Source organism: Acinetobacter sp. 1294243 (genome assembly GCF_000588015.1).
GTDB classification, from domain to species: domain Bacteria; phylum Pseudomonadota; class Gammaproteobacteria; order Pseudomonadales; family Moraxellaceae; genus Acinetobacter; species Acinetobacter pittii.
On record NZ_JFXG01000020.1, the window covers coordinates 1 to 26,632 of the forward strand.

Annotated in this window: 29 protein-coding genes and 1 tRNA gene; 20 read left to right on the forward strand and 10 right to left on the reverse strand. The window is 38.8% G+C overall.

All coding sequences use genetic code 11. The features are described from left to right. Position 1: 1 nt before the first annotated feature. Both J655_RS25795 and J655_RS25800 read right to left on the reverse strand, forming a co-directional pair. Positions 2-871, reverse strand: a complete 870-nt coding sequence (locus tag J655_RS25795; RefSeq protein ID WP_106405999.1) for an IS3 family transposase — start codon at positions 869-871, stop codon at positions 2-4. 5 nt (positions 872-876) lie between these two features. After that, entirely contained in the window at positions 877-1,386 is a 510-nt protein-coding gene (locus tag J655_RS25800; protein ID WP_002120495.1) for a helix-turn-helix domain-containing protein, read from the reverse strand. Positions 1,387-1,814: 428 nt separating this feature from the next. On the opposite strand from J655_RS25800, the gene J655_RS21120 reads away from it, so the two are divergent. Then, on the forward strand, positions 1,815-2,375 hold the full coding sequence (locus tag J655_RS21120) for a TetR/AcrR family transcriptional regulator (protein WP_032053027.1): 561 nt from the start codon (positions 1,815-1,817) through the stop codon (positions 2,373-2,375). A 67-nt stretch (positions 2,376-2,442) separates the two neighbouring features. Here the strand turns inward: J655_RS21120 and J655_RS21125 are convergent, their stop codons facing one another. Both J655_RS21125 and J655_RS21130 read right to left on the reverse strand, forming a co-directional pair. Beyond that, positions 2,443-3,378: a metal-dependent hydrolase gene (locus tag J655_RS21125; protein WP_032053029.1), complete on the reverse strand. Its 936-nt coding sequence runs from the start codon at positions 3,376-3,378 to the stop codon at positions 2,443-2,445. 304 nt (positions 3,379-3,682) lie between these two features. Next, the gene (locus J655_RS21130; protein ID WP_032053031.1) at positions 3,683-3,916 is read right to left on the reverse strand and encodes a DUF2171 domain-containing protein; all 234 of its coding nucleotides are present in this window, start codon (positions 3,914-3,916) and stop codon (positions 3,683-3,685) included. A 249-nt stretch (positions 3,917-4,165) separates the two neighbouring features. Between J655_RS21130 and J655_RS21135 the strand changes: the two genes are divergently transcribed. Genes J655_RS21135 through J655_RS21150 form a run of 4 tightly spaced genes read left to right on the forward strand, consistent with a single transcriptional unit; the run spans position 4,166 to position 7,176 of the window. Further along, the gene (locus J655_RS21135) at positions 4,166-5,179 is read left to right on the forward strand and encodes an acyl-CoA/acyl-ACP dehydrogenase (protein WP_032053033.1); all 1,014 of its coding nucleotides are present in this window, start codon (positions 4,166-4,168) and stop codon (positions 5,177-5,179) included. Beyond that, complete coding sequence (locus J655_RS21140) at positions 5,167-5,961, forward strand: PIG-L deacetylase family protein (protein ID WP_032053035.1); 795 nt, start codon at positions 5,167-5,169, stop codon at positions 5,959-5,961. The genes J655_RS21135 and J655_RS21140 overlap by 13 nt, the downstream gene beginning before the upstream one ends. Next, the gene (locus J655_RS21145; protein WP_032053037.1) at positions 5,936-6,535 is read left to right on the forward strand and encodes a class I SAM-dependent methyltransferase; all 600 of its coding nucleotides are present in this window, start codon (positions 5,936-5,938) and stop codon (positions 6,533-6,535) included. The genes J655_RS21140 and J655_RS21145 overlap by 26 nt, the downstream gene beginning before the upstream one ends. After that, complete coding sequence (locus J655_RS21150) at positions 6,532-7,176, forward strand: glycosyltransferase (protein WP_032053038.1); 645 nt, start codon at positions 6,532-6,534, stop codon at positions 7,174-7,176. The genes J655_RS21145 and J655_RS21150 overlap by 4 nt, the downstream gene beginning before the upstream one ends. Positions 7,177-7,180: 4 nt before the next feature. Here the strand turns inward: J655_RS21150 and J655_RS0104780 are convergent, their stop codons facing one another. After that, positions 7,181-7,543 (reverse strand): DUF3592 domain-containing protein, encoded by a 363-nt coding sequence (locus J655_RS0104780; protein ID WP_032053040.1) that lies wholly within the window; start codon positions 7,541-7,543, stop codon positions 7,181-7,183. 242 nt (positions 7,544-7,785) lie between these two features. Here J655_RS0104780 and J655_RS21155 point away from each other — a divergent pair, with 242 nt between their 5' ends. Continuing rightward, positions 7,786-9,033, forward strand: coding sequence for a mechanosensitive ion channel family protein (locus J655_RS21155; RefSeq protein ID WP_005070199.1), 1,248 nt, complete (start codon positions 7,786-7,788; stop codon positions 9,031-9,033). Positions 9,034-9,104: 71 nt separating this feature from the next. Here the strand turns inward: J655_RS21155 and J655_RS21160 are convergent, their stop codons facing one another. Together J655_RS21160 and J655_RS21165 are read right to left on the reverse strand one after the other, a co-directional pair. Next, entirely contained in the window at positions 9,105-9,509 is a 405-nt protein-coding gene (locus J655_RS21160) for a hypothetical protein (protein ID WP_014206249.1), read from the reverse strand. A 133-nt stretch (positions 9,510-9,642) separates the two neighbouring features. Next, on the reverse strand, positions 9,643-10,908 hold the full coding sequence (locus J655_RS21165; protein WP_032053043.1) for an MFS transporter: 1,266 nt from the start codon (positions 10,906-10,908) through the stop codon (positions 9,643-9,645). A 111-nt stretch (positions 10,909-11,019) separates the two neighbouring features. Between J655_RS21165 and J655_RS21170 the strand changes: the two genes are divergently transcribed. After that, entirely contained in the window at positions 11,020-11,466 is a 447-nt protein-coding gene (locus tag J655_RS21170) for a winged helix-turn-helix transcriptional regulator (RefSeq protein WP_032053044.1), read from the forward strand. An 85-nt stretch (positions 11,467-11,551) separates the two neighbouring features. Then, positions 11,552-11,881: a hypothetical protein gene (locus J655_RS21175; protein ID WP_032053046.1), complete on the forward strand. Its 330-nt coding sequence runs from the start codon at positions 11,552-11,554 to the stop codon at positions 11,879-11,881. A gap of 515 nt (positions 11,882-12,396) precedes the next feature. Here the strand turns inward: J655_RS21175 and J655_RS25605 are convergent. Continuing rightward, positions 12,397-13,017: a hypothetical protein gene (locus J655_RS25605; protein WP_228132277.1), complete on the reverse strand. Its 621-nt coding sequence runs from the start codon at positions 13,015-13,017 to the stop codon at positions 12,397-12,399. A 487-nt stretch (positions 13,018-13,504) separates the two neighbouring features. Here J655_RS25605 and J655_RS21180 point away from each other — a divergent pair, with 487 nt between their 5' ends. Further along, positions 13,505-13,858 carry a lysozyme inhibitor LprI family protein gene (locus tag J655_RS21180; RefSeq protein WP_050675397.1) on the forward strand — a complete coding sequence of 118 codons (354 nt, stop codon included), beginning with the start codon at positions 13,505-13,507 and terminating at the stop codon, positions 13,856-13,858. Positions 13,859-14,032: 174 nt separating this feature from the next. Here the strand turns inward: J655_RS21180 and J655_RS21185 are convergent. Both J655_RS21185 and cysS read right to left on the reverse strand, forming a co-directional pair. Further along, positions 14,033-14,108, reverse strand: a tRNA-Gly gene (locus J655_RS21185). Between the two features lie 63 nt (positions 14,109-14,171). Then, the gene (cysS, locus tag J655_RS21190) at positions 14,172-15,593 is read right to left on the reverse strand and encodes a cysteine--tRNA ligase (RefSeq protein ID WP_032053050.1); all 1,422 of its coding nucleotides are present in this window, start codon (positions 15,591-15,593) and stop codon (positions 14,172-14,174) included. 213 nt (positions 15,594-15,806) lie between these two features. On the opposite strand from cysS, the gene J655_RS21195 reads away from it, so the two are divergent. From J655_RS21195 to J655_RS21245, 11 genes are all read left to right on the forward strand, one after another. Beyond that, positions 15,807-16,784 carry a KpsF/GutQ family sugar-phosphate isomerase gene (locus J655_RS21195; protein WP_002122342.1) on the forward strand — a complete coding sequence of 326 codons (978 nt, stop codon included), beginning with the start codon at positions 15,807-15,809 and terminating at the stop codon, positions 16,782-16,784. 3 nt (positions 16,785-16,787) lie between these two features. Further along, the gene (locus tag J655_RS21200) at positions 16,788-17,327 is read left to right on the forward strand and encodes a KdsC family phosphatase (protein WP_002122322.1); all 540 of its coding nucleotides are present in this window, start codon (positions 16,788-16,790) and stop codon (positions 17,325-17,327) included. A gap of 37 nt (positions 17,328-17,364) precedes the next feature. After that, positions 17,365-17,913 (forward strand): LPS export ABC transporter periplasmic protein LptC, encoded by a 549-nt coding sequence (lptC, locus tag J655_RS21205; protein ID WP_032007582.1) that lies wholly within the window; start codon positions 17,365-17,367, stop codon positions 17,911-17,913. Then, a complete protein-coding gene (gene lptA, locus J655_RS21210; RefSeq protein ID WP_016144762.1) occupies positions 17,897-18,445 on the forward strand; it encodes a lipopolysaccharide transport periplasmic protein LptA in 549 nt (182 codons plus the stop codon). Before lptC ends, lptA begins: the two co-directional genes overlap by 17 nt. After that, a complete protein-coding gene (lptB, locus tag J655_RS21215; protein ID WP_002122331.1) occupies positions 18,445-19,188 on the forward strand; it encodes an LPS export ABC transporter ATP-binding protein in 744 nt (247 codons plus the stop codon). Before lptA ends, lptB begins: the two co-directional genes overlap by 1 nt. Positions 19,189-19,461: 273 nt before the next feature. After that, a complete protein-coding gene (locus J655_RS25805) occupies positions 19,462-20,928 on the forward strand; it encodes a TolC family protein (RefSeq protein WP_017481420.1) in 1,467 nt (488 codons plus the stop codon). Then, positions 20,925-23,066: a type I secretion system permease/ATPase gene (locus J655_RS21225; protein ID WP_032053054.1), complete on the forward strand. Its 2,142-nt coding sequence runs from the start codon at positions 20,925-20,927 to the stop codon at positions 23,064-23,066. Before J655_RS25805 ends, J655_RS21225 begins: the two co-directional genes overlap by 4 nt. Then, on the forward strand, positions 23,063-24,259 hold the full coding sequence (locus tag J655_RS21230; protein WP_005076849.1) for an HlyD family efflux transporter periplasmic adaptor subunit: 1,197 nt from the start codon (positions 23,063-23,065) through the stop codon (positions 24,257-24,259). The genes J655_RS21225 and J655_RS21230 overlap by 4 nt, the downstream gene beginning before the upstream one ends. Before the next feature lie 91 nt (positions 24,260-24,350). Continuing rightward, positions 24,351-24,950, forward strand: coding sequence for an IMPACT family protein (locus J655_RS21235; protein ID WP_017481422.1), 600 nt, complete (start codon positions 24,351-24,353; stop codon positions 24,948-24,950). Then, the gene (locus J655_RS21240) at positions 24,943-25,554 is read left to right on the forward strand and encodes a chloramphenicol acetyltransferase CAT (protein ID WP_032007531.1); all 612 of its coding nucleotides are present in this window, start codon (positions 24,943-24,945) and stop codon (positions 25,552-25,554) included. Before J655_RS21235 ends, J655_RS21240 begins: the two co-directional genes overlap by 8 nt. A 155-nt stretch (positions 25,555-25,709) precedes the next feature. Continuing rightward, complete coding sequence (locus tag J655_RS21245; protein ID WP_002115820.1) at positions 25,710-26,552, forward strand: universal stress protein; 843 nt, start codon at positions 25,710-25,712, stop codon at positions 26,550-26,552. Positions 26,553-26,632: the final 80 nt, after the last annotated feature.

The following is a 26,632-nucleotide window of genomic DNA, read 5'->3' on the forward strand; positions in this document are numbered from 1 at the left end:
GTTAAGCAGTTTTTAAAAACTGGTTTCTATATTGTACAGGGGATAAACCTTGTAGCTTCACCTTGATTCTCTCATGATTATAATAATGAATGTACTCTCGTATAGTTTTCTCTAACTCATCAGTTGATTGAAATTTTTCACCATGAAAGCACTCCGATTTTAATATTCCAAAGAAGCTTTCTATTACAGCATTATCTAAGCAATTTCCTTTACGAGACATACTTTGAATTAAACCATGTTGCTTTAATTGCTGTTGATAATGAGCCATTTGATATTGCCATCCTTGATCTGAATGGAGAATTGGTTTCTCATGTCGCTTAAGTTTAGCTAAAGCATGAATGAGCATATCTTTCACTAACTCATAATTGAGTTTACGTTGGATCCGGAAGGTAATAATTTCCCCATTAAATAAATCTATAATTGGTGATAGATAAAGTTTTTCACCGTTAACATTAAATTCCGTCACATCAGTTGCCCATTTCTGGTTGGGACGGTTCGCTTTAAATTGCCGTTGCATAATGTTATCGGCCACCATCCCGACACAACCACTTTTATATGAGCGATATTTTAGTGCTCTGATACGTGATTTAAGTCCCATAGTTTTCATAAGACGATATACACATTTATGGTTGATTATTATTCCTGTACTTTTCAGAGCAAGAGTAATTCTACGATAGCCATAGCATCCCTTATGCTTGTGATATATGGACTTGATCTGCTGTTTTAACTCAGTATATTTATCCTTAGAGCGTACAGCTTTCATGTGATAGAAATAAGTACTACGAGCGATCTTGGCAATACTGAGTAAGAGCTTTAATGGATAAATTTGCCTTAATTCTGAAATAACTTGAACACTGTCTGCAGTAGAAATTGAATTTAGGTACGTTGCTTCAGTTTTAAGGCTTTTAGCTTTTTTAAAAAGGCAACCTCTGCTCGTAAAGCGGTCACTTCATCAATGAGCTCCTGCTGAGATTTATCTTTGTCATCTTTTACAGACTTGGTTATTTTAGTTTTATCTTGTTTAAGCATATTGGTATAAATCCTCGTGGTATTAAACCCAGCAATCCCTTCTTTATGATACTGAGCTAGCCACCTTCTTAAAATTGACGTCCCGCTCAGATTTAACCGTCTTCTAACTTCTCTTACCGGTATCTTATCAAGAAGCATTTGTACAGCCTTGATTTTAAATTCGGAAGAGTAGTAGGTTTTTTTAGTTTTAACATTCAGGCCATCTTCACCTTGTGCCTTATAGTTTTCAATCCATAAGCGGATGGTTTGGAGATCTACATTAAATTCTTGTGAAAGGATTTTATATCCTTTACTTCCCTCTAAATAAGCTTGAATGACTTTTAATTTTAACTCTTTTGAATGCTTCGGAATTGGCATAGAGCACACCTCATAAGTTTTAAAAGTCTAACTTATGGGGTGCAGTTCAGGACGGAAGGGGGACGCCTTGTGCGTGCTGGTTCTATATGCCCAGTCTGCTAACCCTCTTTCGTTCTGCCACCATAATCATTTAGCAGTGATTGGCAGAAATTTTATGCATATAGGATTTCATTCATGCCTACTTTTTCTAAATTGACCTACGCCAAAGTCTCACTATTTATACCGTTTAAATACTCTATAAATTGGTTTAATCGACTCTAGGTTTTCTACACCTTAAGAATCTAAAACACAGCAACTATAAAACTTGAGATAGGTCAGCACGCCATTTTGTGCGGCTTTTGCATGCCTGTTTTTAGCACTCATTTTAAGAGTGACGGCATTTCTATCTCATTTACATACAACAAAAAATTATTTTAAGCGGTATATCTATGCCAAATTTACAATCTTCATTTAGAGCATTAAAAGTGCTTCACGCGGCAAAAGACTTATTTAATCAATATGGGTTTCATAAGGTCGGTGTTGACCGAATTATTAGTGAAGCCAAGGTTTCCAAAGCCACTTTTTATAATGCCTTTCACTCAAAAGAACGGCTAATCGAGAGGTGTATCAGTTTCCAAAAAGACACGCTAAAAGACAAAGTGTTTTCAATTCTCTATTCTTACAATGAACTCATGGTGCTGGATAAACTTAAGCAAATTTATTTTTTACATGCGAGTTTAGAAGGGCCATATCATTTACCCTTTAAGGCATTGTTTGAAATCAAAAGAGTCTATCCCAAGGCCTATGGCGTTACGATTGAGTACCGAACTTGGCTCATCAATGAAATTTATAAACTACTTTTAACTGTCAAAACTACGGCTTCGATTGAAGATGCTTACATGTTTTTATGCATGATTGACGGGGCGATGTTCCGACTTTTTGAAAAAAACAGCATTGATGAAAGCGCGCTAGTTCGATTGTTTCTTTTTAATCTGTGTCGATCTAGATAACACTTAAACGAAAGAAAGCCTCTCAAAAAGAGGCTTTACTTTGTATTTAAATAAGCGTTTAGCTTGATTACACAGGTTTTGCGGCCTGCGCCATTCCTTCAAAATATTGAACCGCAGGCGAGCGAGCCATATAAGCTAAAGCTTGCTCGGTGTCTCCCTCATGAATTGGGTTAAATTTTGGAGAAGCCCATCTTAATGTCGCTTTCCACAAATATTTAATGGTCGGTAAGTTGTCTGAGCGAGTCGCAGTTTTTTCAAATTCACGAATAATTTTGAAGTAGCCACGGCGCATCAATTTTTGAATATCTTCATGCTCTAAATCTTGCTTACCTAAACTACGGGCAAAGTCAGCAAGGAAGTAAATAAACAGTGGGAAACCCGCCGCCATAATCACTTGGCGCGATACATAAAACCCAAACTTGTTTGTTAAAAGGTGCTCAAATAAATCGTAAGCAACACAGCGATGTTCAACTTCTTCAGCCAAATGCCAACGGAACAAATCTGCCATAGCAGGGTCAGCTTGGTCCCAAGTCTTACTGTCCAGCGTCCATTGACCAATGGTTCCCGTAAAGTGCTCGATTGCAGCAATCACGCCCACTCGGAAAAGTAACCAATATTCATCAAGCTTTTCGCCTTTTAAAAATGGTATGCCTAAAGGTTTGTCACCCAACAAAATATTAAAAACAAAATGGGCACGGTTGAGTGTTTCTTGAATGTCGTAACCATTTTCACGTAAGAAGTCCTGTGCTTTTTCATGGGCACGTGCATGAGCAGCTTCTTGACGGACAAATCCAATCACTTCTTGTTTTAATGTTTCATCGGTAATTAAGGGCAGGGTTTTATTAAACACACGGCAAAACCAAAATTCACCAGCGGGCAAGAGCATGTTGATGCCATTGGCGACATGCGAGCATAGAGGATCATTCGGCATCCAACAGACCGATGATTCGGTAAAATCGAAATGGACCTTTCTTGCTTTAAGCTGATGATTCCCTGTGATCATATATGTCACCCTATTCATAATTGTTCATTTAATGCGAATGGACAATTTTTAGCATTAAGTAAAATTGATCACCATGTGCTTAAGGGACAAAATGAGTCTCAAAAAGGTTTATAGAGATAAAAGCAACTCTGTTAAAGATTGGGTATATTTAACACAACACGAGGGTAAGCTTTATTTATTTTAAATATGAGATGAATAAAAAAGCTCCTTAATAAAAAGGAGCTTTAGTTTTTATAATTTAAATTTTTAGTTATAAATTTATTTTATTTTAATCTAGCTAAAACTAGCTAGCTTACTTAGAAGTTTAGATCGCTTGCCACTGATCTTTAACTTCTTCTGAGTTTTTATTCAGAATAACTTGGTCTTCTTTTACCTCACCAATCCATCCAGTAGGAATGAGGTGATGTTGACCACTTTCGTTTCGGGTAAGTTTTAACTGGTTTTCACCATCGAGATGATCGACAGTACCTACTTTAGTACCACAAGAAGCAATAACATCTGCGTGTTTTTTAATATCATTAATATTTAAAGTGTTCATTTTAGACCTCTTCTTTGGAAATAGAAAAACGGTAAGAACTAAACTACTTTAAATAATCGATTAAATGTTGAGTTTTTAATAAACCTTACATGATCGGATTATAAGTTCACTTAACCGTGATATTTGAGTAACAATGAAATAATTAGATATAAAACTAATAATATTTTTCTTTTTATTACAATTTATATGTTTATCTAAACAGAAATCTTTAGTTATGGTTGGGTTAAGTCTTATAAATAATTATTTGCAATGAATATTAAAATACCTATAAACATAACGATACTGAGCAGTTTGAGTGAATTTGAAGCTGCCCTAGCTGAAGATAAAAGTAAGCTTCGTATAAATTTACTTTTTCAGCTTGTAAATTTAACTCAAAATTTGCCTCATCCAGCTTCGGGTCAAACCTATCAACGTTGGCAACTTTTTGCGCAGATTGCTGGAGTCGACTTAAGTCTAGCTAAGCTATTTGAGTCTCATTGTGATGCTTTAAGCATTTTAAATGAATTGGGCTATCAGCAAGAAATAGATGACCAGACTTGGGCAGTTTGGGCAGCAGACGGTGGACCAGGACCATTGCAAATAAAAGACAATCTTTGTAATGGTATAAAACCTTGGTGCTCTGGCGCAGAGTTTATTCAAAAAGCTTTAATAAGTTATAAAGATCAGCAAGGGCTGGCGCAGCTTTGTATTGTTGACTTAAGTCATCCCTCCATTACAACCGATTTAAGCCACTGGCACGCTGTAGGCATGCATGCGACACAGACTGCGCAAGTAACTTTTAAAAATACACCTACTAAATTGATTGGTCAGCCAAATAGTTATTTAAAACGCCCAGGTTTTTGGCATGGTGCAGCAGGTGTTGCTGCGTGTTGGTATGGTGCCGCCGTGCGCCTAGCTAACTTTTTGCAAGAAAGCTGTCAGGCAAATCCGAATCCTTATAAAAAATCGTATTTAGGGGAGGTCGCTCAACAGCTAGAAATCACCAAGCAATATTTTCAATATGTGGCCAAGCTCATAGACCATAAACCAACGCTAAGTCATGAGCGGGAAATACGCATATTACGTGCTCAAACAGAACAATGCTGCCTGAGCGTTATTGAGCGAGTAGGGAAAGCTTTGGGTGCACGTCCTTTTTGTGAAGATGCGACATTTGCTCAGCTCATGGCTGATCTGCCTGTGTTTATCAGGCAAAGTCATGCCGCGTTTGACTATGAACAAATTGCGGAACTCTGTTTATCGGAGCAAAGCCTATGGGAACTTTAAAACATCCTTTGGTTGAAGACCGCGTTATTTTTGGTGAGGGGACAGCCAAAGAACAATGGTTAAAGGCATTTAAAGAACAACCGTTAGCAGCTTTAGATCTTGAGCTATTTCGCTCAAAAAGAGTGATAATTGTTGCGCCACATCCGGATGATGAAGTACTTGGCTGTGGCGGATTAATGCAGCAGCTCATTGCACTGAACTGCAAGATTTTGGTTTTAGCAGTAAGTAACGGCACCCAAAGTCATCCTAACTCTACAAAATATCCTCCGGATCAGCTCAATATTCTTCGTCCGCAAGAAAGCTTGGCAGCCTTAAATTGTCTAGGCGTAGCAGAGTCAACAGAGCGTGTAGAGCTTAATTTGTTAGATGGCCAGATCCATTTGCAAACTGATCAACTGCGGCAGAGTTTAGATAAGTTAGTTCAAGCCGACGATATTCTAATTTGTAGCTATGAATTTGATGGTCACCCAGACCATGAAGCAGTAGGTAAACCCGTACAAGCCTATGCAACCGCTAAGCAACTACTTTGTTTACACGTATTAATCTGGGCTTGGCATTGGGCAGAGCCTTTAGACCCACGCATTGATTGGCACCGAGCAAAAGCATTTTCCTTAACACAAGAACAGCTAACTAAAAAACATCAAGCAATTTTGCAGTTTAAAACCCAACTAGAAGCAGATGAAAGCACGGGGAATGCCGCAGTGCTATCTCCAAGTGCGATTAATCGTCTTTTAATGCCTTATGAGGTTTATTTGAGTGATTCATTCTCGCGTGTACTTTGAAGATTTATATCGTCATAACAGTGATCCATGGGGCTACGACTTTCATTGGTATGAAGCTCGTAAAAGACAAATTTGTCTCGCACTGCTGACAAAACCCCGCTACCTAAAGGTGCTAGAAGTCGGCTGTTCAAATGGACATTTAAGTTTTCATTTGGCGCAAAGAGCCGAGGAGTTAGTGTGTATAGACGTCTCTGATAGTGCTGTTCGCTTGGCGTCCAAGCGTTTAAAAGAATTTGAGCATGTTGTGGTTGAGAACTGGAAAATACCCGAAGACTACTCAATTCAAAAGTTTGATCTGATATTAATTAGTGAGATGGCCTATTACTTATCCAAGGATGAACTGCATCAGTTTATTGAAAAATTAAAGCATAGTTTAAATGATGACGGCGAGATTCTGTGTTGTCACTGGCGTCATGAAATTCAAGATTTTGAATTAAATGCAGAGCAAGTCCATCAAGCTTTTCGGCAACATTTCCCATTTCATCACTACCTCAGTTTAAACGATCCAGATTTTATGATTGATCTGTGGACGGCGAACACTTCCTCTTTAGCACAGCAGGAAAAACTAAGATGAAAATAGGTATCGTCATTCCAGCGCATAACGAAGAGTATTATCTATCGGCCTGTTTGCAATCTATTCAGGTCGCCATAGATAACATTAGTGGTTATGAGGTAGAAGTGCTTGTTGTACTCGATAGCTGTACAGATCAGTCGCGGTTGATTGTACAAAGCCATCACATTAACTGGATTGAATGCAACTATGCATGTGTCGGCAAGGCGAGGGATTTAGGAATCCGTCATTTAATCGGGCGTGGTGTAACTTGGATTGCATGTACCGATGCAGACACCGTGGTGAGTCCAGATTGGCTGCGCTATCAAATCCAGCACCAACCCACAGATGCAATTTGCGGCACTGTAACGCTAGACGATTTTAGTCATCTCTCTATAACGAAACAGCAAAAATATTTAGCGCACTATAAAGATCAGATGGACCACGAGCATATTCACGGGGCAAATTTAAGTTTTAGTGCAGAGGTCTATCTTTTGGTCGGTGGCTTTGAGCCTATTTCATGTCATGAAGACGTGTCTTTAATTAAAAAATTGATCAAGCATTGTTGTAATATTACTTGGAGTAATCTGGTTCGAGTAACCACAAGTAGTCGTTTAAATGGACGCGCACCTCAAGGTTTATCCTACTTTTTAAATAATCTCTAATGACCTAAATCATCACTTCGCCCAATATCGAAATATTCTTTAAGTTTTTAGGGTCATATTTAATATTAATAATACTACCGACTTTATATTTATAGTGATCTTGCTTAGAAATAAGCACCTTTAGATTTTCAGTAATGACTTGGCCTTGCTTAGTTTGAAATTTCAATTTGACATAACATAAAGGGCGATATTGCACCTTAGCTAATGAGTCTTGAAAATATACGACCTCGGCAGAAGTCATCTTTCCTCGTTTATAAATTAAAAATCTTTGAACCTGACTTTTAAGAAAAAATATCCAAGCAATATAGATAAACAATAAGCTAAACCAGACTGTTCCAATAAAAGTCAAAAAATCAGAAAATTTCACTCACTCAAACCAGAATTATTCGTTTAACGCCTTATTCTAAATGAACTGATAAGCCCGATCTAGCTTATATAATTGGTCTAAAACATAAGCAAATGAAGCTTTAAAATTAACGGATCATAATTAAATTTGGGCAGGGTATATAACTTAGTTGTTGTATTTATGACTACATATGTAAACAAACCTTATGAGAAACGTTCTTAACCCCTAAAATTCTACAAAAGAAATTTTAAAGGTGTATAGGTTTGGATTTTTTAAATTTTTTCCGCGATATTCGGGGTGAGTTAAGTCAATATCCTTGGCTAGAAATGTTGGTTTCACTCACGATTTTGATTTTATTTGCTGCAATAGCAAATTTTATTGCCAAACGCATTATTGTTCGGGGCGTTCGTCATTTAGTTACAAAGCTAAAATCACCAAATCAGTCTATTTTCGCTCAGCATAGCGTTATAAAGAAATTTGCAAATATTGTTCCTGCCGTTGTGATTATGAATGGTATTGCAACGGTTCCTCATCTATCTCCGAAGTTTATTGCTTTTGTAGAGATGGCAGCGCAAGCATTTATTTTTCTTACACTCGCGCTTACGGTCAGCGAGCTGTTAAACATCTTTAACCTTATTTATCAGCGTAATCCAAAATCTAGAAATAAGCCGATTAAAGGTTACTTACAACTGGTTAAACTCATTTTATTTGTTGTATGTGGCCTCATGATTTTGGGAACATTCCTTAAAAAGGATGTGTTCACTTTACTTGCAGGCTTCGGTGCGATGGCAGCGGTATTAATGCTGGTTTTCCAAAACACCATTTTGTCTTTGGTGGCGAGTGTACAAATTGCCTCTTATGACATGGTGCGTATTGGAGACTGGATTGAAATGCCATCACTCAATGCAGATGGTGATGTAATTGATATTTCACTGCATACCGTGACTGTTCAAAACTTTGATAAAACCTATACCACCATTCCAACCAATAAGCTCGTGACCGACACATTCAAAAACTGGCGAGGCATGAGCAACTCGGGTTGCCGTCGAATGAAGCGCTCACTTTTTATCGATCAAAGTAGCGTTCATTTCATGAGTGATGAAGAACAACAAAAGCTCAAAGACTTTTTATTGTTAGATCAATACTTAAATGCAAAGAACTCTGAAATTGAAGAATTCAATAAGCATTTAAGCAATCAATCTCGTTACAACAAGCGCCGTCTAACCAATATTGGTACATTTAGAGCCTATGTTGAATTTTACTTACGTCAGCACAAGGGCATTGCTCAAAATCAAACTATTATTGTTCGTCAGTTACAACCGACCAGCCAAGGTTTGCCACTAGAGATTTATGCATTTACCAACACAATTGCATGGGTTTCTTATGAAGCAATTCAGTCAGATATTTTTGACCATTTAATTGCGATTCTTCCCGAGTTTGGCTTACGTGTTTATCAAGCACCTTCGGGTCATGACTTGCAAAGATTGACGGCAGAAATTCACCCAAGTTAAGTTTTAGCTTGCTAAACGAATTTTAAAAAGCTCCCAGACGGGGGCTTTTTTTAATTTACTTTCACAAAAGATTATCCAGCAAACCAAATATTCTGATGATCACACATGGGACTCAAATGTTTAATGCGTAGATTGTCTTGCTCAAAATTACCACTTCCTCCAGCAATATCTAATATGCCCCCTAAGCCGATCTGCTGACCTTTATAACTTAAAGTGCTTTTTTCAGCATCCCACTGAGCGCTATGTTCTGGAAAGACAATGAGTATATCTTTCACATAAAGACATCCTTGCTTTAACTCCAAGTTTCCTTTTAAGCGTGCTGAACCAGAGAAACCATCGTACTGATAGGCTGGGAGTTTCACAGCATTGGTACTGTCGTTTGCTTCTTGTTGGTGGCATCCTGCAACAAGGGCAAATACAACCGTGTAAAGCAATTTATTATTAATACCCAATTTTGTTCCTATAGGGATTTGCATATATTTGATAGTAATTGTCTAAAGTTGCATATCAATCTTTAGATTGTTAAAGAAGATTTCATTCTATTACCGCTCGAAATTAAGATTTAAAGACTAAACTTTCTTATTCATGGGCTTATAAAACTTTGGATTATTATATTTTATTTATTTGTATATTGTTATCTTTTTCATGAGTGATTTGAGGCACGATATGGCGTGTCATCCTCCAAAATAATAATGCCAAAAGGCTAACGCCTGCACCGAGTGCACACACGCCAAGCCAACCTGCATAAGCATAAGTCGCTGTTGTGCTGATTGCACCCAATCCGCTACCTACCGCATAAAAGAGCATATATAGACCAACAAGACGGCTATGCGCTTCAGGACGAGTGCGAAAAATCATACTCTGGTTGGTCACGTGCAAAGCTTGCCCGCCCAAGTCTAGTAATACGATGCCAATCATGAGTGCCCAGAGTGAGTAGGCCATGAGTGAAAGTGGGCCCCATGCGAGCAGTAATATTAACAGTGCCGCCAAGCTTGTGCGCTGAGCATATCCGCGGTCGGCCCAGTAACCCGCACGTGCAGCAGCCAAAGCACCAATCACTCCAACGAGTCCAAAAGACCCAATTACAGTATGCGAGAAGCTATAAGGCGGGGCACTTAACGGCAGTACCAATGCGCTCCAGAAAATATTAAATGCCGCGAACATGAGTAAAGCTAACACACCGCGCACTTGGAGCACTTTTTCTTGGCGTAGTAGTTTCAACATAGAGGCTAGAAGCTGCGGGTAGCGCATGGCACTGGGTTGAATATTTAAATGAGGCAGGCGTTTCCAAAGGGGTAATGCAATCATGAGCATGATGAGGGCTGCACAGAAGTACACGCCGCGCCAACCAGCCACATCACTTATTCCCCCTGAAAATACACGGGCAAGCAGTAAACCAATGAATACACCACTTTGTGCAGTACCGACCACATAGCCTTGCTCATGTGGGAGAGCAGCACTTGCAGCATAGGCAATAAGCCCTTGTGTCATGGCTGTGCCGAGTAAACCCACTGCAAGCATTCCTGCCAAAAGAATAATCGTAGAGTGAGCAAAGCCAACCACGAGCAATGCAGATATTAAGGCAATTAACTGTAGGGCCATTAACCGACGCCGATTTACCAAATCACCTAGCGGCACTAAAAAGATTAAAGCTAGGGCACAACCTATTTGAGTGGCGGTCACCACACCACCAATGGCGGCATGACTCACATTAAAGTCCTTGGCCAAAATGTCGAGCAAGGGCTGGGCATAATAGACATTTGCTACGCTTGCACCACTAGCAATCGCAAATAGCAAGATTACGCCACGAGACATGCTTGAAAGCGGTTTATCACTTTGGGAGAATGAAGTTGAAGATGCAAGAGAAGCTTTCATTGTCCTAAATCCATTCAATCTAGTTTTAAAATGCAACTAGTTGAATGTTAGATCGACTGGTTTTAAAATGCAACTAGATAACTTGTTACTGATAATTGGTTAGGAAACTCAATGGCGAACTCTACACTGATGAAAGATGAACCTTGTCCTGTTGCGCGCTGTGTCAATCTCATAGGAGATCGTTGGTCATTGCTTATTGTGCGTGATGCTTTTGATGGAATGCGCCGTTTTGGAGATTTTCAGCGCAGCTTAGGAGTAGCACGTAATATTCTTTCTGATCGCCTAAAAAAATTAGTCGATGCAGGTGTTCTTGAACTGCAAGATGCTTCAGATGGCACGGCTTATCAAGAATATGTATTGACCGCTAAAGGGGAGAGTTTGTTCCCAGTGATTGTGGCTTTACGACAATGGGGAGAGCAGAACCTATTTGAAAGTGGTGAGCGACATTCGCTGTTAATTGATAAAAATACAGGTCAGCAAATTCCATTTATGGCACCAGTCGCGGCAGATGGAACAGTGCTGAGAGCCTCTAATACTGAAGTGCAAAAGGTGAAATAAAATAAGACAAAACAAAAATAACCTTTTTTAACTTAAATTTAGGCAGATTAGTTGATAACCTTGCGCGTCAAATTAAGGTGAGATTATGAGATTTATATTCCTCTTTATAAGCGCAATTTCAATTCAATGTTATGCAGCATCAGAAGCAATGGAACTTCATTACTGTGAAACTGTGAAAAGAGCAGCGAGTGGCGTGATGGATGCTAGACAACATGAAGTGCCAGCTAAAGAGTTACATGACATCGCCAATCATCTTGAAGAGCAACAAGCCAAACAACTTTATCAAGAACTTATCAAATCTGCATATTCTTCAAAGCTATTTGAAGACCCTCTTATCAAATCAAAAGCTGTCGAGAACTTCCAAACCACTTGGCATGAACAATGTTTGGCAAAAGAATTAGCTAAAAATATGTGAGGGTGTTAGTGAAATTAGCTAACTAACCGATACTAAAAACCACCTAATTTTTAAAACTAGGTGGTTTTTTAATTTTGGAGCATTAAATGAGACTAGGGCTTGTAGCCTGAATGTTGGTAAGGCTATAATAAATATTAAATAACAATAAGTTATATTTTAACAGTGTTTAATGGTTTTTTTACAATTATTGACGTATAAATAATTTATAAGTTAAATAATTCTCAGAGGTCAGGATTAGTTTGTGAATTCAATACTGGTTTTTGCAGTACATCTAACAGTTTTGAAGCATCAGGAGCTACGATAGCACCACTGGTTACTTTAGTATTTAAGTATTTAGGAAATTTTTCCATTAAATAAACTTCATATAACCACTTTCGAAATACACCTAAAGCATCTGCAGGATAAATCCATGCTTCATATTCACCACCTGATGATTGGCGAAACGTATCTGGGTATACATGTGGAAATTTGCATCTTTCTCCAAAACTTTCATCAAGTTTATTTTGTGTCCAATATCAAGACCATATTTGGCCCACACTAATATCTGGAACAGTTGTATCATCAATTTTACAGCCGCCTCTTATCATATTTACGATAACAGTGGATAATTCTTTAAAGATCGAAAAATAGTTAATTGGAATATTATCATTTAGTAATAATCTCTCATGAAATGCTTGCCATGAGTCATCAATTTTTTGATTTGGGTTATAGTTACATTGACTATAGACATATAGCTTGAATGATGATCTAGCAAGAATACGGTAGTTTGTTCTTGCAATTTCTTTATTAGTTTCCTCTGCATCAAATGAGTAATATTCAAGGATTGCCATACATACTGCATCAGGTATAGCGAAAAAGCTGCCATGAATACTTGATGCATTAATATACAATTCTGGTTGGTTGTAATCTTGAGCAACTAATAAATCTAGTATTCTTCTTCCACGTGGTGTGTGCTGTTCTTCTGACCATTTCTGGACTAACCGTAATATTGAGGTATGTTCTACACCACAAACTTTTGCAAGTCCCCTTACAGTAAGATAGGGAGTTCCATCACTAAGTACTCCCATTGGAAGATCATTTGTATTAGTTTCGGCGATTGAAAATAAGCCCAAATTCTGTTGATTTATGTGTTGCATTTTTTCTCTCTATTGAAGATATCTAAACAATTCCGTTAGTGCTCAAAATCATAATTTGAAAAAATAAATAATTTATTTTTAATAAAATATTTACATTATTTTGAAGTTTGGATTTTTAAGAGCATTAATTGAATTTATAACTTTTGAATTATTATATATCTTAATAATTTATTGATGTAAATATTAATGCTACTAAAGAGTTAGAGATTTTTAGAAATCTATACTTGATTTTAAAAAATACAAAAGCCAAAAAAGTCTATTTATTTACTAAGCTACTATTATATTTTTAATTGATTAGAATAGTTATAAATGAATACTTATAGGTATATGAATGAAAATTATACTTTACTATTTATAGGGATTTTTAGGAGTATCTGATGATCAAAAAATTAAATAGTTGAAATCTGTGATAAGAATAAAAGTTGTTTCATGTCATAATTAAAATTTAATGATTTAGATAGTTAGAAATGTGAAAGGTGTCATATAAATGAAGAAACTCATGCTTGCTTTGTTGGTGTTATTTTATGGGGTTGCTCATGCAGAATGTAAAACTGGCAATGTTTATTCTGATATTGAATGCTTTGAAAAACAGTTAAAAACTGATAAAGCTAAAATGAATAAGATATACAATAAATTAGCTTCAAACTTGGATAGTGAAGGGAAAGCCAGTTTGGAAAACTCCCAAAAGGCTTGGCTTGATTATCGTACAAAGCAATGTTCTGGTTTGATGGGGTATTATGGATCTCAAGCAATGGGAGCAGGTTCACATTTAATTATTTTAAGTTGTGAAGCCGATAAAACTAAAGAACGCCTTTATGAACTTAAAAGTTTAGATCTTTAAAAATCGGTCTTAAAAATTACGGTGTTTTAAATATTTAATTCTAAACCTGCCTTTTGGTGGGTTTTTTTAATACTTAAAGTATAGGTTAGTTGAATAGTCTAATTAATCAAAGCGAATAACTACCAGACAAAAAAAACCACCTAGTTCTTTCGAATTAAGTGGTTTTTTAAATCTTGGAGCGGGAAACGAGACTCGAACTCGCGACCCCAACCTTGGCAAGGTTATGCTCTACCAACTGAGCTATTCCCGCAATGTGAGCACATTATAGAGTGTTTCATTAAAGTGTCAACACTCTTGTGATCTAATTGAACGTTTAATCAGCACGACGCCAAACTGTACCTTGGCGAGTGTCTTCAAGTACCACACCTTGGTCGAGTAAAGACTGACGAATACCGTCTGCTTTAGCAAAGTCTTTTGCCTTTTTCGCATCAACACGTTGTTGAATAAAATCTTCAATTTCAGCATCAGACAAAGCAAGCGCTTCTTGTCCAATATCTGATTTTAAGAAATCATCTACATTGTGTTGTACCAAACCTAAAATATTGGTGAGGTGGCGTAATGTCGAATAAAGTACAGTCGCTTGGTCAGCTTGCTCTTCTTTTACAGCACGGTTTAACTCTTTATTGAGTTCAAACAATACAGCCATTGCTTCGGCCGTGTTGAAGTCATCACACATTGCATTGTTAAAACGCTCAATAAAGCTTTGATCAAGTGTTTCAGTTGTCTTCTGACCGTACACTTGTTGGTAAGCTTTAAATGAATGGTAGAAGCGAGTTAAAGAAGTTTTTGCTTCTTTGAGTGCCACATCAGAGAAGTTCACAGGACTACGATAGTGCGAAGACACAATAAAGTAGCGGATCACTTCAGGGTGGAATTTCTCCATCACGTCACGAATCGTAAAGAAGTTGCCTAAAGATTTAGACATCTTTTCGCCGTCAACGTTAATGAAGCCAACATGCATCCAATAGTTTACATATTGCTCACCAGTCGAAGCTTCACTTTGCGCAATTTCATTTTCATGGTGCGGGAACATTAAATCTGAACCACCACCATGAATGTCAAAGTGATTGCCTAAGCAGCAAGTCGACATTGCAGAACATTCAATATGCCAACCCGGACGGCCATTACCCCAAGGAGATGCCCAAGATGGTTCATTTTCTTTGGCATGTTTCCAAAGTACAAAGTCAAAAGGGTGTTTCTTTTCAACTTCTACATCAACACGCTCACTTGCGCCAGCTTGCATATCATCAAGCTTACGACCAGAGAGGCGACCATATTTTTCAAATTTGGTCACTTCAAAATAAACATCGCCGTTTGAAGCAGGGTAAGCAGCGCCTTTATTCACCAAATTGCCAATCATATTTTGCATCTGATCGATATATTCAGTTGCTTTAGGTGCTTCATCAGGAGCCAAACAGCCTAGGTTCGCTGCATCTTCATTCATTGCATCGATGAAACGAGTGGTGAGTTGTTGGATTGTTTCACCATTCTCATTCGCACGTTTGATGATTTTGTCGTCAATGTCGGTAATGTTGCGAATGTAGCGAACATTCCAGCCCTGACTACGTAAGAAACGAATAATGTAGTCAAATGCAACCATAACTCGAGCATGCCCGATATGACAGTAGTCGTAAACGGTCATACCGCAGACGTACATATCGATGTGACCTTCTTTGCGAGGTACAAATTCAACTTTTTTTCGTTGCTCAGAGTTATATAAAACAAACGGTTGCATAAGGGTTTTCAAACACTCAACAAAAACAGTGTTACATCATAACTGATGCATCATTTTTCACAAAGGTTTATGCAAGAATTTTATAAGCTTGTGAAATCTTATACATTTAAAAACGTGTAGATGATTGAGTTATGTTAGAATGCCCCCAAATCTTTTGATTAAAATCACCGATCTTCACAAGAGATCAGATCAATTATTTTGAGTCAAACTCGTATGCCCAATCCTACAGATTTCCAAAGCAGCGCATTAGCAACATTGCGTATTGAGCAACAAGCCTTAGACGTGTTAGCAACACAAATTGGTGACAGTTTTAACCGAGCTTGTGAAATATTGTTACAGTGTAAAGGTCGTGTTGTGATCACTGGCATGGGTAAGTCAGGGCATATTGGCCGTAAAATGGCTGCAACTTTCGCCTCAACTGGTACACCATCTTTCTTTATGCATCCAGGCGAAGCTGGACATGGCGATTTGGGAATGCTGGTTCGTGGTGATGTTTTAATTGCGATTTCCAATTCTGGAAAAAGTGATGAAATCATGATGTTGATGCCTTTAATCAAACATCTTGGCGTTCCTCTTATTACCATTAGCCGTGATGATAAAGGCCCAATGCCACAAAATGCCGACATCGCTTTAACTTTAGGTGAGTCTGACGAAGCGTGCCCATTAGGTTTGGCGCCTACGTCGAGTACTACAGCAACTTTAGTATTGGGTGATGCACTGGCTGTCGCTTTACTTGAAGCGCGTGGTTTTACTGCAGATGATTTTGCTCGTTCGCATCCAGCAGGTGCGTTGGGTAAACGCTTACTTTTACATGTAAAACATCTGATGCATACAGGCGATGAACTGCCAAAAGTTTCACCAGATACACCAATGAATCAAGTGCTTTATGAAATTTCTAATAAACGTTTAGGCTTGACGACAATTGTAGATGAACAAGAACATTTGCTTGGTATTTTCACCGATGGTGACTTGCGCCGTTTAATTGATAAACAGCAAGGTTTTGATGTGAATTTGCCTGTTTCAGAAGTGATGACAAAAAAACCATCAACGATTTCTCAAGAAGCACGTGCGGTAGAAGCTCTACAACAGCTGAACCTGAAAAAAATTAGTCAGTTTGTTGTGGTAGATGACCAAAACAAAGTGATTGGTGTAATTAGTATGCATGACCTTATTCAGGCAGGGGTAAATTAATCAATGGCATCTTATGCATTGTTAGAACAAGCACGTCATTTACAGGCATTGGTTCTGGATGTTGATGGTATTTTGAGTGATGGCTTCGTAACGTTAACCAATAGTGGCGATGAAATTAAATCATTCGATATTCGTGATGGTTTAGGAATGAAGCTTGCACAGCAAGCCGGCATGAAAGTTATCATTATTACAGGTCGAAAAAGTAATATTGTTGAAAAACGTATGTCTGATTTAGGTGTAGACCTCGTTTTTCAAGGCCGTGAAGACAAAGGCTCAGCACTTCGTGAAGCTTGTGCGCAGTTTAATATTTTGCCGTCAGATTGCTTGTATATGGGCGATGATTGGCCTGATTTATCTGCTTTTGCAATCGCAGGTATGAGTGTTACTGTGCCAAATGGTCATGAAGAAGTACGTCGCCGTGCGCATTTGGTTACGCAGTCGATGGGTGGGCGTGGTGCTGTGCGTGAAGTCTGTGATATGTTGCTGATCGCAAAAGGCATTTACCAAGAACTTCTTGAAAAATATCTTGCAGTACCGCATTAATAATAAGATTACTTAAAAAGGTAGGCTATTCCTGCTCATGGATACCAGAGTTTTATCAATTGTTGCTGTAGTGGTTGCTGCTATAAGTGGTGGTTATTACTACTATAGTGGCAAGGCAAAAAAACTAGACATTGGTTCTGCGAAGAATATGACATATTCAGCGCAGGGCGTCCATTTGACTCAAACTGATGATCAAGGCAATTTGTATATCCGTGCTGAAGTTCGTCAGCTTGAACAGGATATGCAACAAAAAACATCAAAGTTGGATCAACTTAATGCCTCGATGTATAAAGATGGCAAAGTTGATGCGACGTTCTTTGCAAAACAGGCAAATGGCTACGATGATAACCGTAAAGTTATTTTATCGGGTGATGTGGTCGCAACCAAACTGGCGCCACAAGGGAAGATTGAATTCCAAACTGATGAGTTAACCGGATATCCAAAAACCAGAGAAATTGAAACCGATCACCAAGTGGTTGTTCAATCTCCGCAAGGCGATTTTGTCAGCAAAGGATTAAAAGCTAATTTGAATAATGGTCAGTACGAATTTTTTAATATTCGAGGAAAGTATGTACCAAAGTCTTAATTTAAAACGTTCTTCAGCTTTCCTAAAACAAGCTGCGGTAATTACATTCGTTGCTTTATCATCTGCTTCGACTTTTGCTTTACCGTCTGACCGTAATCAACAAATTTCGTTAGTGGCAGATCGTGCAACTTATAATGAAAAAACGGGTTTGACGACCTATACGGGTAATGTTGTGATTGAGCAAGGTACGATGAAGCTTCAAGCCGACTCGATTGTTGCTACGCTGAACTCTAAACGTGAAATTCAAACGATTACTGCCAAAGGTAGACCGTCTAAATTCCAACAGCAAATTAGTGCTGACAAGGGCGTTGCACGAGGCGAGGGTCAAACCATTGTTTATAATGCAGATACAGGTATTATTACTTTGACTGGTGGTGCATATCTATATCAAGATGGTTCAAGTATTCGTGGTAACTCGTTGAAATATAGTATGAACAAAGGCGATGTCGAAGCTCAAGGTTCATCATCAAACCGTGTTCAAATTATTATTCCGCCATCAACTTCAAAAAGTTTCCCAGGAGCGCGTGACTAATGCAACAAGCTCTTCAACCCCAAACTTTGTGTATTAAGCACTTAGCAAAAAACTATAGTAAACGTTGGGTCGTCAAAGACGTATCTTTTAGTATGCAAAGTGGACAGATTGTTGGTTTGCTTGGCCCTAACGGAGCAGGAAAAACAACAAGCTTCTATATGGTTGTTGGGCTAGTGCGTATGGACAAGGGTGAAATTCACCTTGATGATCTTGATATGTCCGATTTAGCAATGCATGAACGGGCACGTAAGGGAATCGGATATCTTCCGCAAGAAGCTTCTATTTTTAGAAAGCTGACAATTGCTGAAAATATTATGTCTATTTTAGAAACACGCAAAGACTTAAATAAGCAGCAGCGCCAACAACGTCTTACTGAATTGTTGAATGACTTTAAAATCAGTCATATTAAAGATTCATTGGGAATGAGTGTGTCTGGTGGTGAGCGTCGCCGTGCTGAAATTGCACGTGCATTGGCTGCTGATCCTAAGTTTATGTTACTTGATGAACCGTTTGCCGGTGTCGATCCAATTTCGGTAGGTGATATTAAAGATATTATCCAGACCTTAAAAGATCGTGGTATTGGTGTGCTTATCACAGACCATAACGTACGTGAAACTTTGGCAATCTGTGAACGTGCGTATATTGTGAGTGAAGGTGCGGTAATTGCGGAAGGTACTCCACAAGAAATTTTGGATAATGAACAAGTCCGTAAAGTATATTTAGGCGACGATTTTACAGTTTAAATAAAAAAGTTAATCTGATTGGCTAAAAAGAGGTTAGTGCCTCTTTTTAGTTTTTTTATATTTATTTTTTAAAAACAATAAATTAGAATCTTTAGTTGATGAAAAAGTAATGTGTGAATTATTCCTGCATTTATGCTTCTTTATGCAAAAAAATATGTAGAATGTAAAAGCTTTTAAACGATAACAAACAAGATCAACAAGACAAGCATGATTGGATATAACCAGAGAAGAGTAAAAAGGACATGTAAAAAGCCAGCTTTCCTGAAAGGGTTGATGCTTTTAACTTCACTGCATGTACCGATGGTGATATATGCCGCTAAACCAAGTGAGCAATATCACACATTAAAAGACAACTTATCACAACTTTTTGCCCCTAAAAGTAGTGATGAATTTAAAGTCGCTAAGATGCAAGAGTTGAGTAATTTTAGGCTAGATCGTTCTAGAGTGCAGGAGTTTCCGACTGTTCAGCTCAATGATAGAGCAGCTTCATCTTATTCAAATTTGCCATCAAGGAAAATGACTCTACAGGAAGCGGTGAAAATCGCCATCCAGCGTAACCCTGATATTTCCCAAGCCATTTCAACTCTAGCTGGCCAAAACGCTGGTATTGATGTTGCGAAGGCAGGTTACTATCCTCAAATTTCAGGTGGTATTACCACAGGAGACTTGAGTAGTGGTGAACGTGGTCGGCAGTTATTGACTTTAAACGCAACTCAAATGCTTTATGATTTTGGTAAAGTCAAATCAGGCGTATCGGTTGAGAAGGCTAAACTCCAAGTCGAGCAGGCGAATGTGTTGGTCAGCATTGATGATATTGCACTTGATGTGGCTCAGTCGATTATCAATATTCAGCGCTATCTCCAATTAAATAAAATTGCCGAGCAGCAAATTGCGGGTATTCAGCGAATTCAGGAAATCGCTAATTTACGTGCAAATGCTGGTATTAGCAGTCAGGCTGACCCGATCCAAGCTCAGTCTTATTTACAAGCTGCACAGTCCGGTTTGATTGCACAGCAATCTTTATTACGTCAGTACCAACAACATTTAAGAACATTGTTGGGTGCTGATGTTTCGCGTACAGGTTGGATTATTTCAGATGATTTGGTGAAAGTATCTGATTTATATGGTGAGCCTGAGTTTAATACCATTCCAAAAATGATCGCTGCACAAGCGGGTATTGAAGTGGCTAAAGCTCAAAAGGAACAGACTCGTTTAACTCGTTATCCAACTTTGGCAGTGAAAGGTTCGGTCAGTCAGGCCATTAATGGAAAAAACCCAAACAATGATGAGGACGACGGTTTATATAGTTCCATCATGCTTGAAGCTACCAGCCAGTTTTATCAAGGTGGGGCAGTTTCTTCCCAAGTAAAAATGGCAAGTTATGCAGAAGAAGCCGCTAAATCTAAAGTGAATTCTGTGTATCTGGATGTGCTCGATCAGATTAGAACTAGCCGTGAACAAATTGAAAATAAACAACGTCAAATGCAGGTTTTAGCAAACCGCCAAGCGACAACAGTTCGTACACGCGAACTTTATCAAGAGCAGTACAAACTCGGTACCCGTTCATTGGTTGACTTACTGAATGCTGAACAAGCAATTCATAGCGCTAATTCGGAACTTGAAACTGCACGTTATGACATCTACAGCAGTATTGTTCAGTACATTGCGGCAACAGGACGTTCTCGCCAAGCTTATGACTTAAATAATATTTCAATTCAGGGGTTCGAAGTACAACCATGATGACAAAAATAAATTACCAGCCCTGGTTACAGGCGGTCTTAACGATTGCTAAACATTATAGAATTGAGCCTTCAGAAGAAAGGATTCGTTTACAACTTGACTGGAACCAAAATCAAAACCTTGATGATGTTTTACAGCTCATTACACGTCAGGTAGGACTCAATTTACGTAAAGTGCCGTTTTCTTTAGAGTTGCTCAACCCATGGCGTTTACCTGTCATGGTCGAGTTTAATGACGGACAAGTTGGTGTAATTGATAAGGCTGATACTCAAGGAAATGTCAGTATCCAGTTTAGTGGAGATCATGGCCTTTCCCAAAATTTAAGCTTAGATGTCTTAAAAACAACAATTAAGAATGTCTATATTCTGCGTCCTGAAACGTCTATTCCCGATGCGCGTATTGACGAATATATCAAACCGTACGAAGCAAGCTGGTTCTGGTCGATTGTTCTAAGAGACTGGAAGCGCTACGTTGATATTATGTTTGCCTCACTCATTGCCAATGTCTTGGCACTGGCAACCATTATTTTTTCAATGCAAGTGTATGACCGTGTTGTACCATCTCAGTCTATCCCGACTTTATGGGTGTTGGCAGGTGGTGTGCTCATTGCAGCACTTTTTGAGTTTACCTTGCGTATATCACGGGTATATTTATCCGATATTATTGGTAAACGTGCTGACTTACGGGTGTCTGACCGTGTATTTGGTCATGCCTTACGCATCAAAAATAAAGACCGTTCAAAGTCTACCGGTAGTTTTATTTCCCAGATTCGTGAGCTCGAAGGTGTTCGTGAACTGGTGACTTCAACCACCATTAGTGCTATTGCTGATTTCCCATTCTTTTTCCTTTTCCTGATCATTTTTGCGATTATTGGCGGAAAGCTATTTTGGGTGATGTTGCTGGTTGTGCCACTTATGCTTTTGCCGGGTATTCTGGTGCAAAAGAAGCTAGCGCAACTCGCACAAGAGGGCATGAGAGAGTCTTCAATCCGTAACGCAATTCTTGTCGAAGCGGTGCAGGGCATCGAAGATATTAAGCTATTGCGTGCTGAATCACGTTTCCAAAACCAGTGGAACCACATGAATGAAGTTTCAGCCGATATCGGGATGAGACAGCGTAAAATTGTCGGTACCTTAATGGCATGGACTCAAATGCTTCAAGGTTTGACCTATGCAATTGTGGTGTTGGTAGGATGTTTTGCCGTAATGGACGGTGAAATGACTACAGGGGCGTTAGTAGCTTGCTCCATTCTATCTTCACGTATGTTGGCACCTATTGCACAGATTACAGGTGTTTTGGGTCGTTTACAGCAAGCAAAAGTCGCAAAACAAAGCCTTGATGAACTCATGCAGCGTCCGATTGATCAGGCTGACCGTTCGCATCTGGTACACAAAGCAGTTTTAAATGGCGACTATGAATTAAAAAATGTCTTATTCCAGTATGGCGAAGAAGACCCGAAACCAAGTTTGGCAATCCGTCATTTAAAAATTCGCGCTGGTGAAAAAATTGCCATATTGGGGCGTAACGGTGCAGGTAAATCGACACTGCTCCAGCTTCTATCTGGTATGCAAGTTCCAACTCAAGGCGCAGTACATTTAGATGGTCTCGATCTTTCATTAATTGATCCGTCTGATGTACGTCGTGATATGGGCTTACTTAACCAGAATGCGCATCTTTTCTACGGTACGATTCGTGAAAACCTCACTTTAGGCGCGCCGCTTGCAACGGATGAAGAGATTCTTCGAGCTTTAGTGGTGACTGGTGCATTACCTTTTGTTCAAGAGAAAAAAGAAGGGTTAGATCATCTGATTTTAGAAGGTGGTGTTGGTTTCTCTGGTGGTCAGAAACAAGCGTTGTTACTGGCTCGTTTGTTGATTCGTCAACCTAACATTTTATTGTTAGACGAACCGACAGCAGCCATTGATGACGTGGCAGAGAAACAACTGATTGATCATTTAAAAGGTTGGCTAGCACATCGTACTTTGGTCGTTGCGACCCACCGCCGTGCTGTTTTAGAACTGGTGGATCGTATTATTGTCGTTAACGAAGGCAAAATCGTGATGGACGGTCCAAGAGATCAGGTACTCAATCAATCAACAGCCCAACAAAAACAAGTGAGCCAAGGGGGTAATTCATGAGCGAACCACAACAAGAACAACAACTCACCCGTTCAATGAATGTCTCTTATAGTGAGCCACCCTTACCACGTGCGAGCTTAGTAATCTGGATTGTGGGCATTGGCTTAGTTATTTTCTTTATCTGGGCTTGGGTATTTAAGCTTGAAGAAGTTTCTACCGGTACAGGTAAAGTCATTCCATCATCTAAAGAGCAGGTCATCCAGTCTTTAGAAGGCGGTATTTTAACCAAGCTGAATGTACAAGAAGGCGATATTGTTCAAAAAGGCGAAATTCTTGCGCAGCTCGATCCAACCCGTTTTGCCTCTAATGTTGGTGAATCAAGATCTTTACTGATCTCTGCTCAAGCGACAGCAGCGCGTTTGCGTGCGGAAGTAAATGGCACACCTTTGGTTTTTCCTGAAATTGTGATGAAAGAACCAAAGTTAGTACAAGAAGAAACTGCATTATATCGCTCACGTCGAGCTGATCTTGAACAAACGCTTGCAGGTTTAAGACAGGCGTTACAACTTGTGCAACAAGAACTAGCAATGACAGAACCGCTGGTGGCTAAAGGTGCAGCTAGTGAGGTTGAGGTTTTACGTTTACGTCGTGAAGCAAATGATTTGCAAAACAAAATGAATGATGCACAGAACCAGTACTATGTGAAAGCCCGTGAAGAGTTATCGAAAGCCAATACCGATAGCGAAACGCAACAACAAATCGTACTGGGTCGTAGTGACAGTTTAGATCGTGCAGTGTTCAGAGCACCGGTACGTGGTGTTGTAAAAGAAATTGCAGTCACTACCCGTGGTGGTGTTGTTCCACAAAACGGTAAACTAATGACCATTGTACCGATTGACGAACAACTGCTGATTGAAGCGCGTATTTTACCGCGTGACATTGCCTTTATTCGTCCGGGACAAGAAGCACTGGTTAAGATCACTGCCTATGACTACTCAATTTATGGTGGTTTAAAAGGGAAGGTTACGGTTATTTCACCAGATACCATTCGTGATGAAGTGAAACAGGACCAATTCTATTATCGTGTTTATATCCGCACTGATTCCGATAAACTTTACAATAAAGAAGGTAAAGCGTTTGGTATTACACCGGGTATGGTGGCAACAGTAGATATTCGTACTGGTCAAAAAACAGTACTTGATTACTTACTTAAACCATTTAATAAAGCCAAAGAAGCGCTACGAGAAAGATAATAAAAAAGCCCCGAGATTCGGGGCTTTTTTATAGGTTTGATTCTATTAAATTCACGTTATAATTTGATTTTTATTGTGCTTTATCTTATTTATGGCTTTTACGATTGCATCACAGATTACATTTGAAGAAGAAATTAAAAAAAGTAGATTTCAGGCGATTGCTGCGCCAATAGAAAATGAACAGCAGGTTAAAGAATTTTTAGAACAGAACAAGGATATCTCGACCACTCACCAATGTTGGGCTTGGAAAATTGGGCATAACGTACGCTTTAACGATGATGGTGAACCGTCAGGAACAGCAGGCCGTCCAATCTTGGCGACTATTGAAGGAAATGACCTGACGAATATTATTGTGATGGTTAACCGCTGGTATGGCGGTATAAAACTGGGAACGGGTGGCCTTGTTAGAGCATACGGTGGCTGTGCTGGGCAATGTTTATTATTGGCTGAACGTATTGAACTCATTGCAAAGAAGACGATTCACTTTTCTTGTCATTTTAGTGAGTGGGCGATATTTCAATATGAACTGACTCAACAACAGATTGAATATCAGGAAACCTATACGGCAACAGGCGTAGATATCGAAGCGAGACTACAGATACATCAAATTGAACCACTTGCCTTAAAACTCAGAGACGTAACACGTGGTCGTGAAGAATTAAAAATTGAAGAGGAATTAACAGATGACTGATTCCTTACTGAAATATCGTGAGCAACATAAGCACCGCTTAAACTATATGCCATGGTTATATTGGACTTTAAAACCTAAAAACCGTGCTTGGGCTGAAGAGTGGCAAAAGGAATATCAAGCTTATTTAATGGATATGGAAACAGTTGAGATTGGTGAAAATTGTTTTATTTCGCCGCTAGCACATATTTTTGCTGAACCAGGCCGCAAAATTATTATTGGGGATAATAGTTTTATTGCGGCTGATTGCACATTGCATGGACCGCTGGAAATCGGCAGTGAAGTCGCGATTAACCATCATTGTATTTTAGATGGGGGACGAACGGGCATAAAGTTGCATGATCAAGTCCGTATTGCCGCGTATTGCCATTTATATGCATTTGACCATGGGATGCAACTAGACCGTCCACTTTACCAACAGCCAGTTACGTCCAAAGGAATTGAAATTGAGCAAGACGTTTGGTTGGGTGCGCATGTGGGGATCAAAGACGGTATTAAAATCGGTAAACATGCTGTGGTCGGGATGAATAGTATGGTGACTAAAGATGTTGAGCCGTACCATATTGTGGGCGGAAATCCAGCAAAATTTATTCGTTTAAGAGAATAATACAGTCTCAAGAATGTAATAAAATGTTTGATCTTTAAACAAAAAAGTTGATTTTTATACATAAACCTTAACATACCAATTTTTATCTATGTTAAGTTAAAGCTAAGTTTTAATAATAATCTCCAAGGCAATAGACCTGAAGAAGAGAGGCTAACATGAACCGTGTTATTGCGTGTATTGACTCATCACCGTGTATTAATGCTATTGCTGATGCAGCAGCATGGGTTGCAAAAGCAACCGGACGGGAACTTGTATTATTACAAATTCTGGACTATTACCCAGCCAGTTATCATCTTGGTGAAATTAGTGGAGTAATCGGCTTTGAAAGCAATGCAATGTTGCTAAAAGAGTTAGCTGAGCTAGAGCAAAAACAAAGTGAACTCGCGTTAGATTATAGTAATAATTTACTCCGCCATATTTCTGATCTTATTCAAGAAAAACACGGAATTACCAGTTCAAAAATTCAAGAAAAAGGTGATTTTTTAGAACAAAGTTTTAATCTCTTACATGAAAATGACATCGTTATTTTAGGTCGAGTCGGGGAAAGAGCAGCCGAGAAACATAAACCAATCGGTAGCAATGTTGAAAACTTCATTCGTGGTGCAAATTGTACTGTTTTGACCATTGGTGAAAACTTTAAAGTGCCAACACGATTTATCTTTGCTTATGAATATTCGCCAACTTGTCAAAAAATGATGCGCCGTATTGCCCAAAGTGACTTATTGCGAACACTGCAATGTCATTTGGTGTATGTAGGCGATCATCCAGAAATATTAAATGAACCAGAACATTACCTTAAACAAGCGGGGCTCGATGTAGTCACCGTTTACCGTTATGGCGATGTTGCACAAAATATTTTAGAGTACCAACAAGAACATGGTATTCAAATTATTGTGTTAGGGGCATTTAGTCATAGCAAAATTCACCAATTCTTCTTGGGAAGTATTGCGACAACCATATTCCGAAACGCAACTGTACCATTACTTGTGGCTAAATGATGAGATTTGCATATAGTTATCCGCAAATCTTGTGGATAACTATATGGAAAAGCAATAGTAATAAAAGTAATTAATTGATT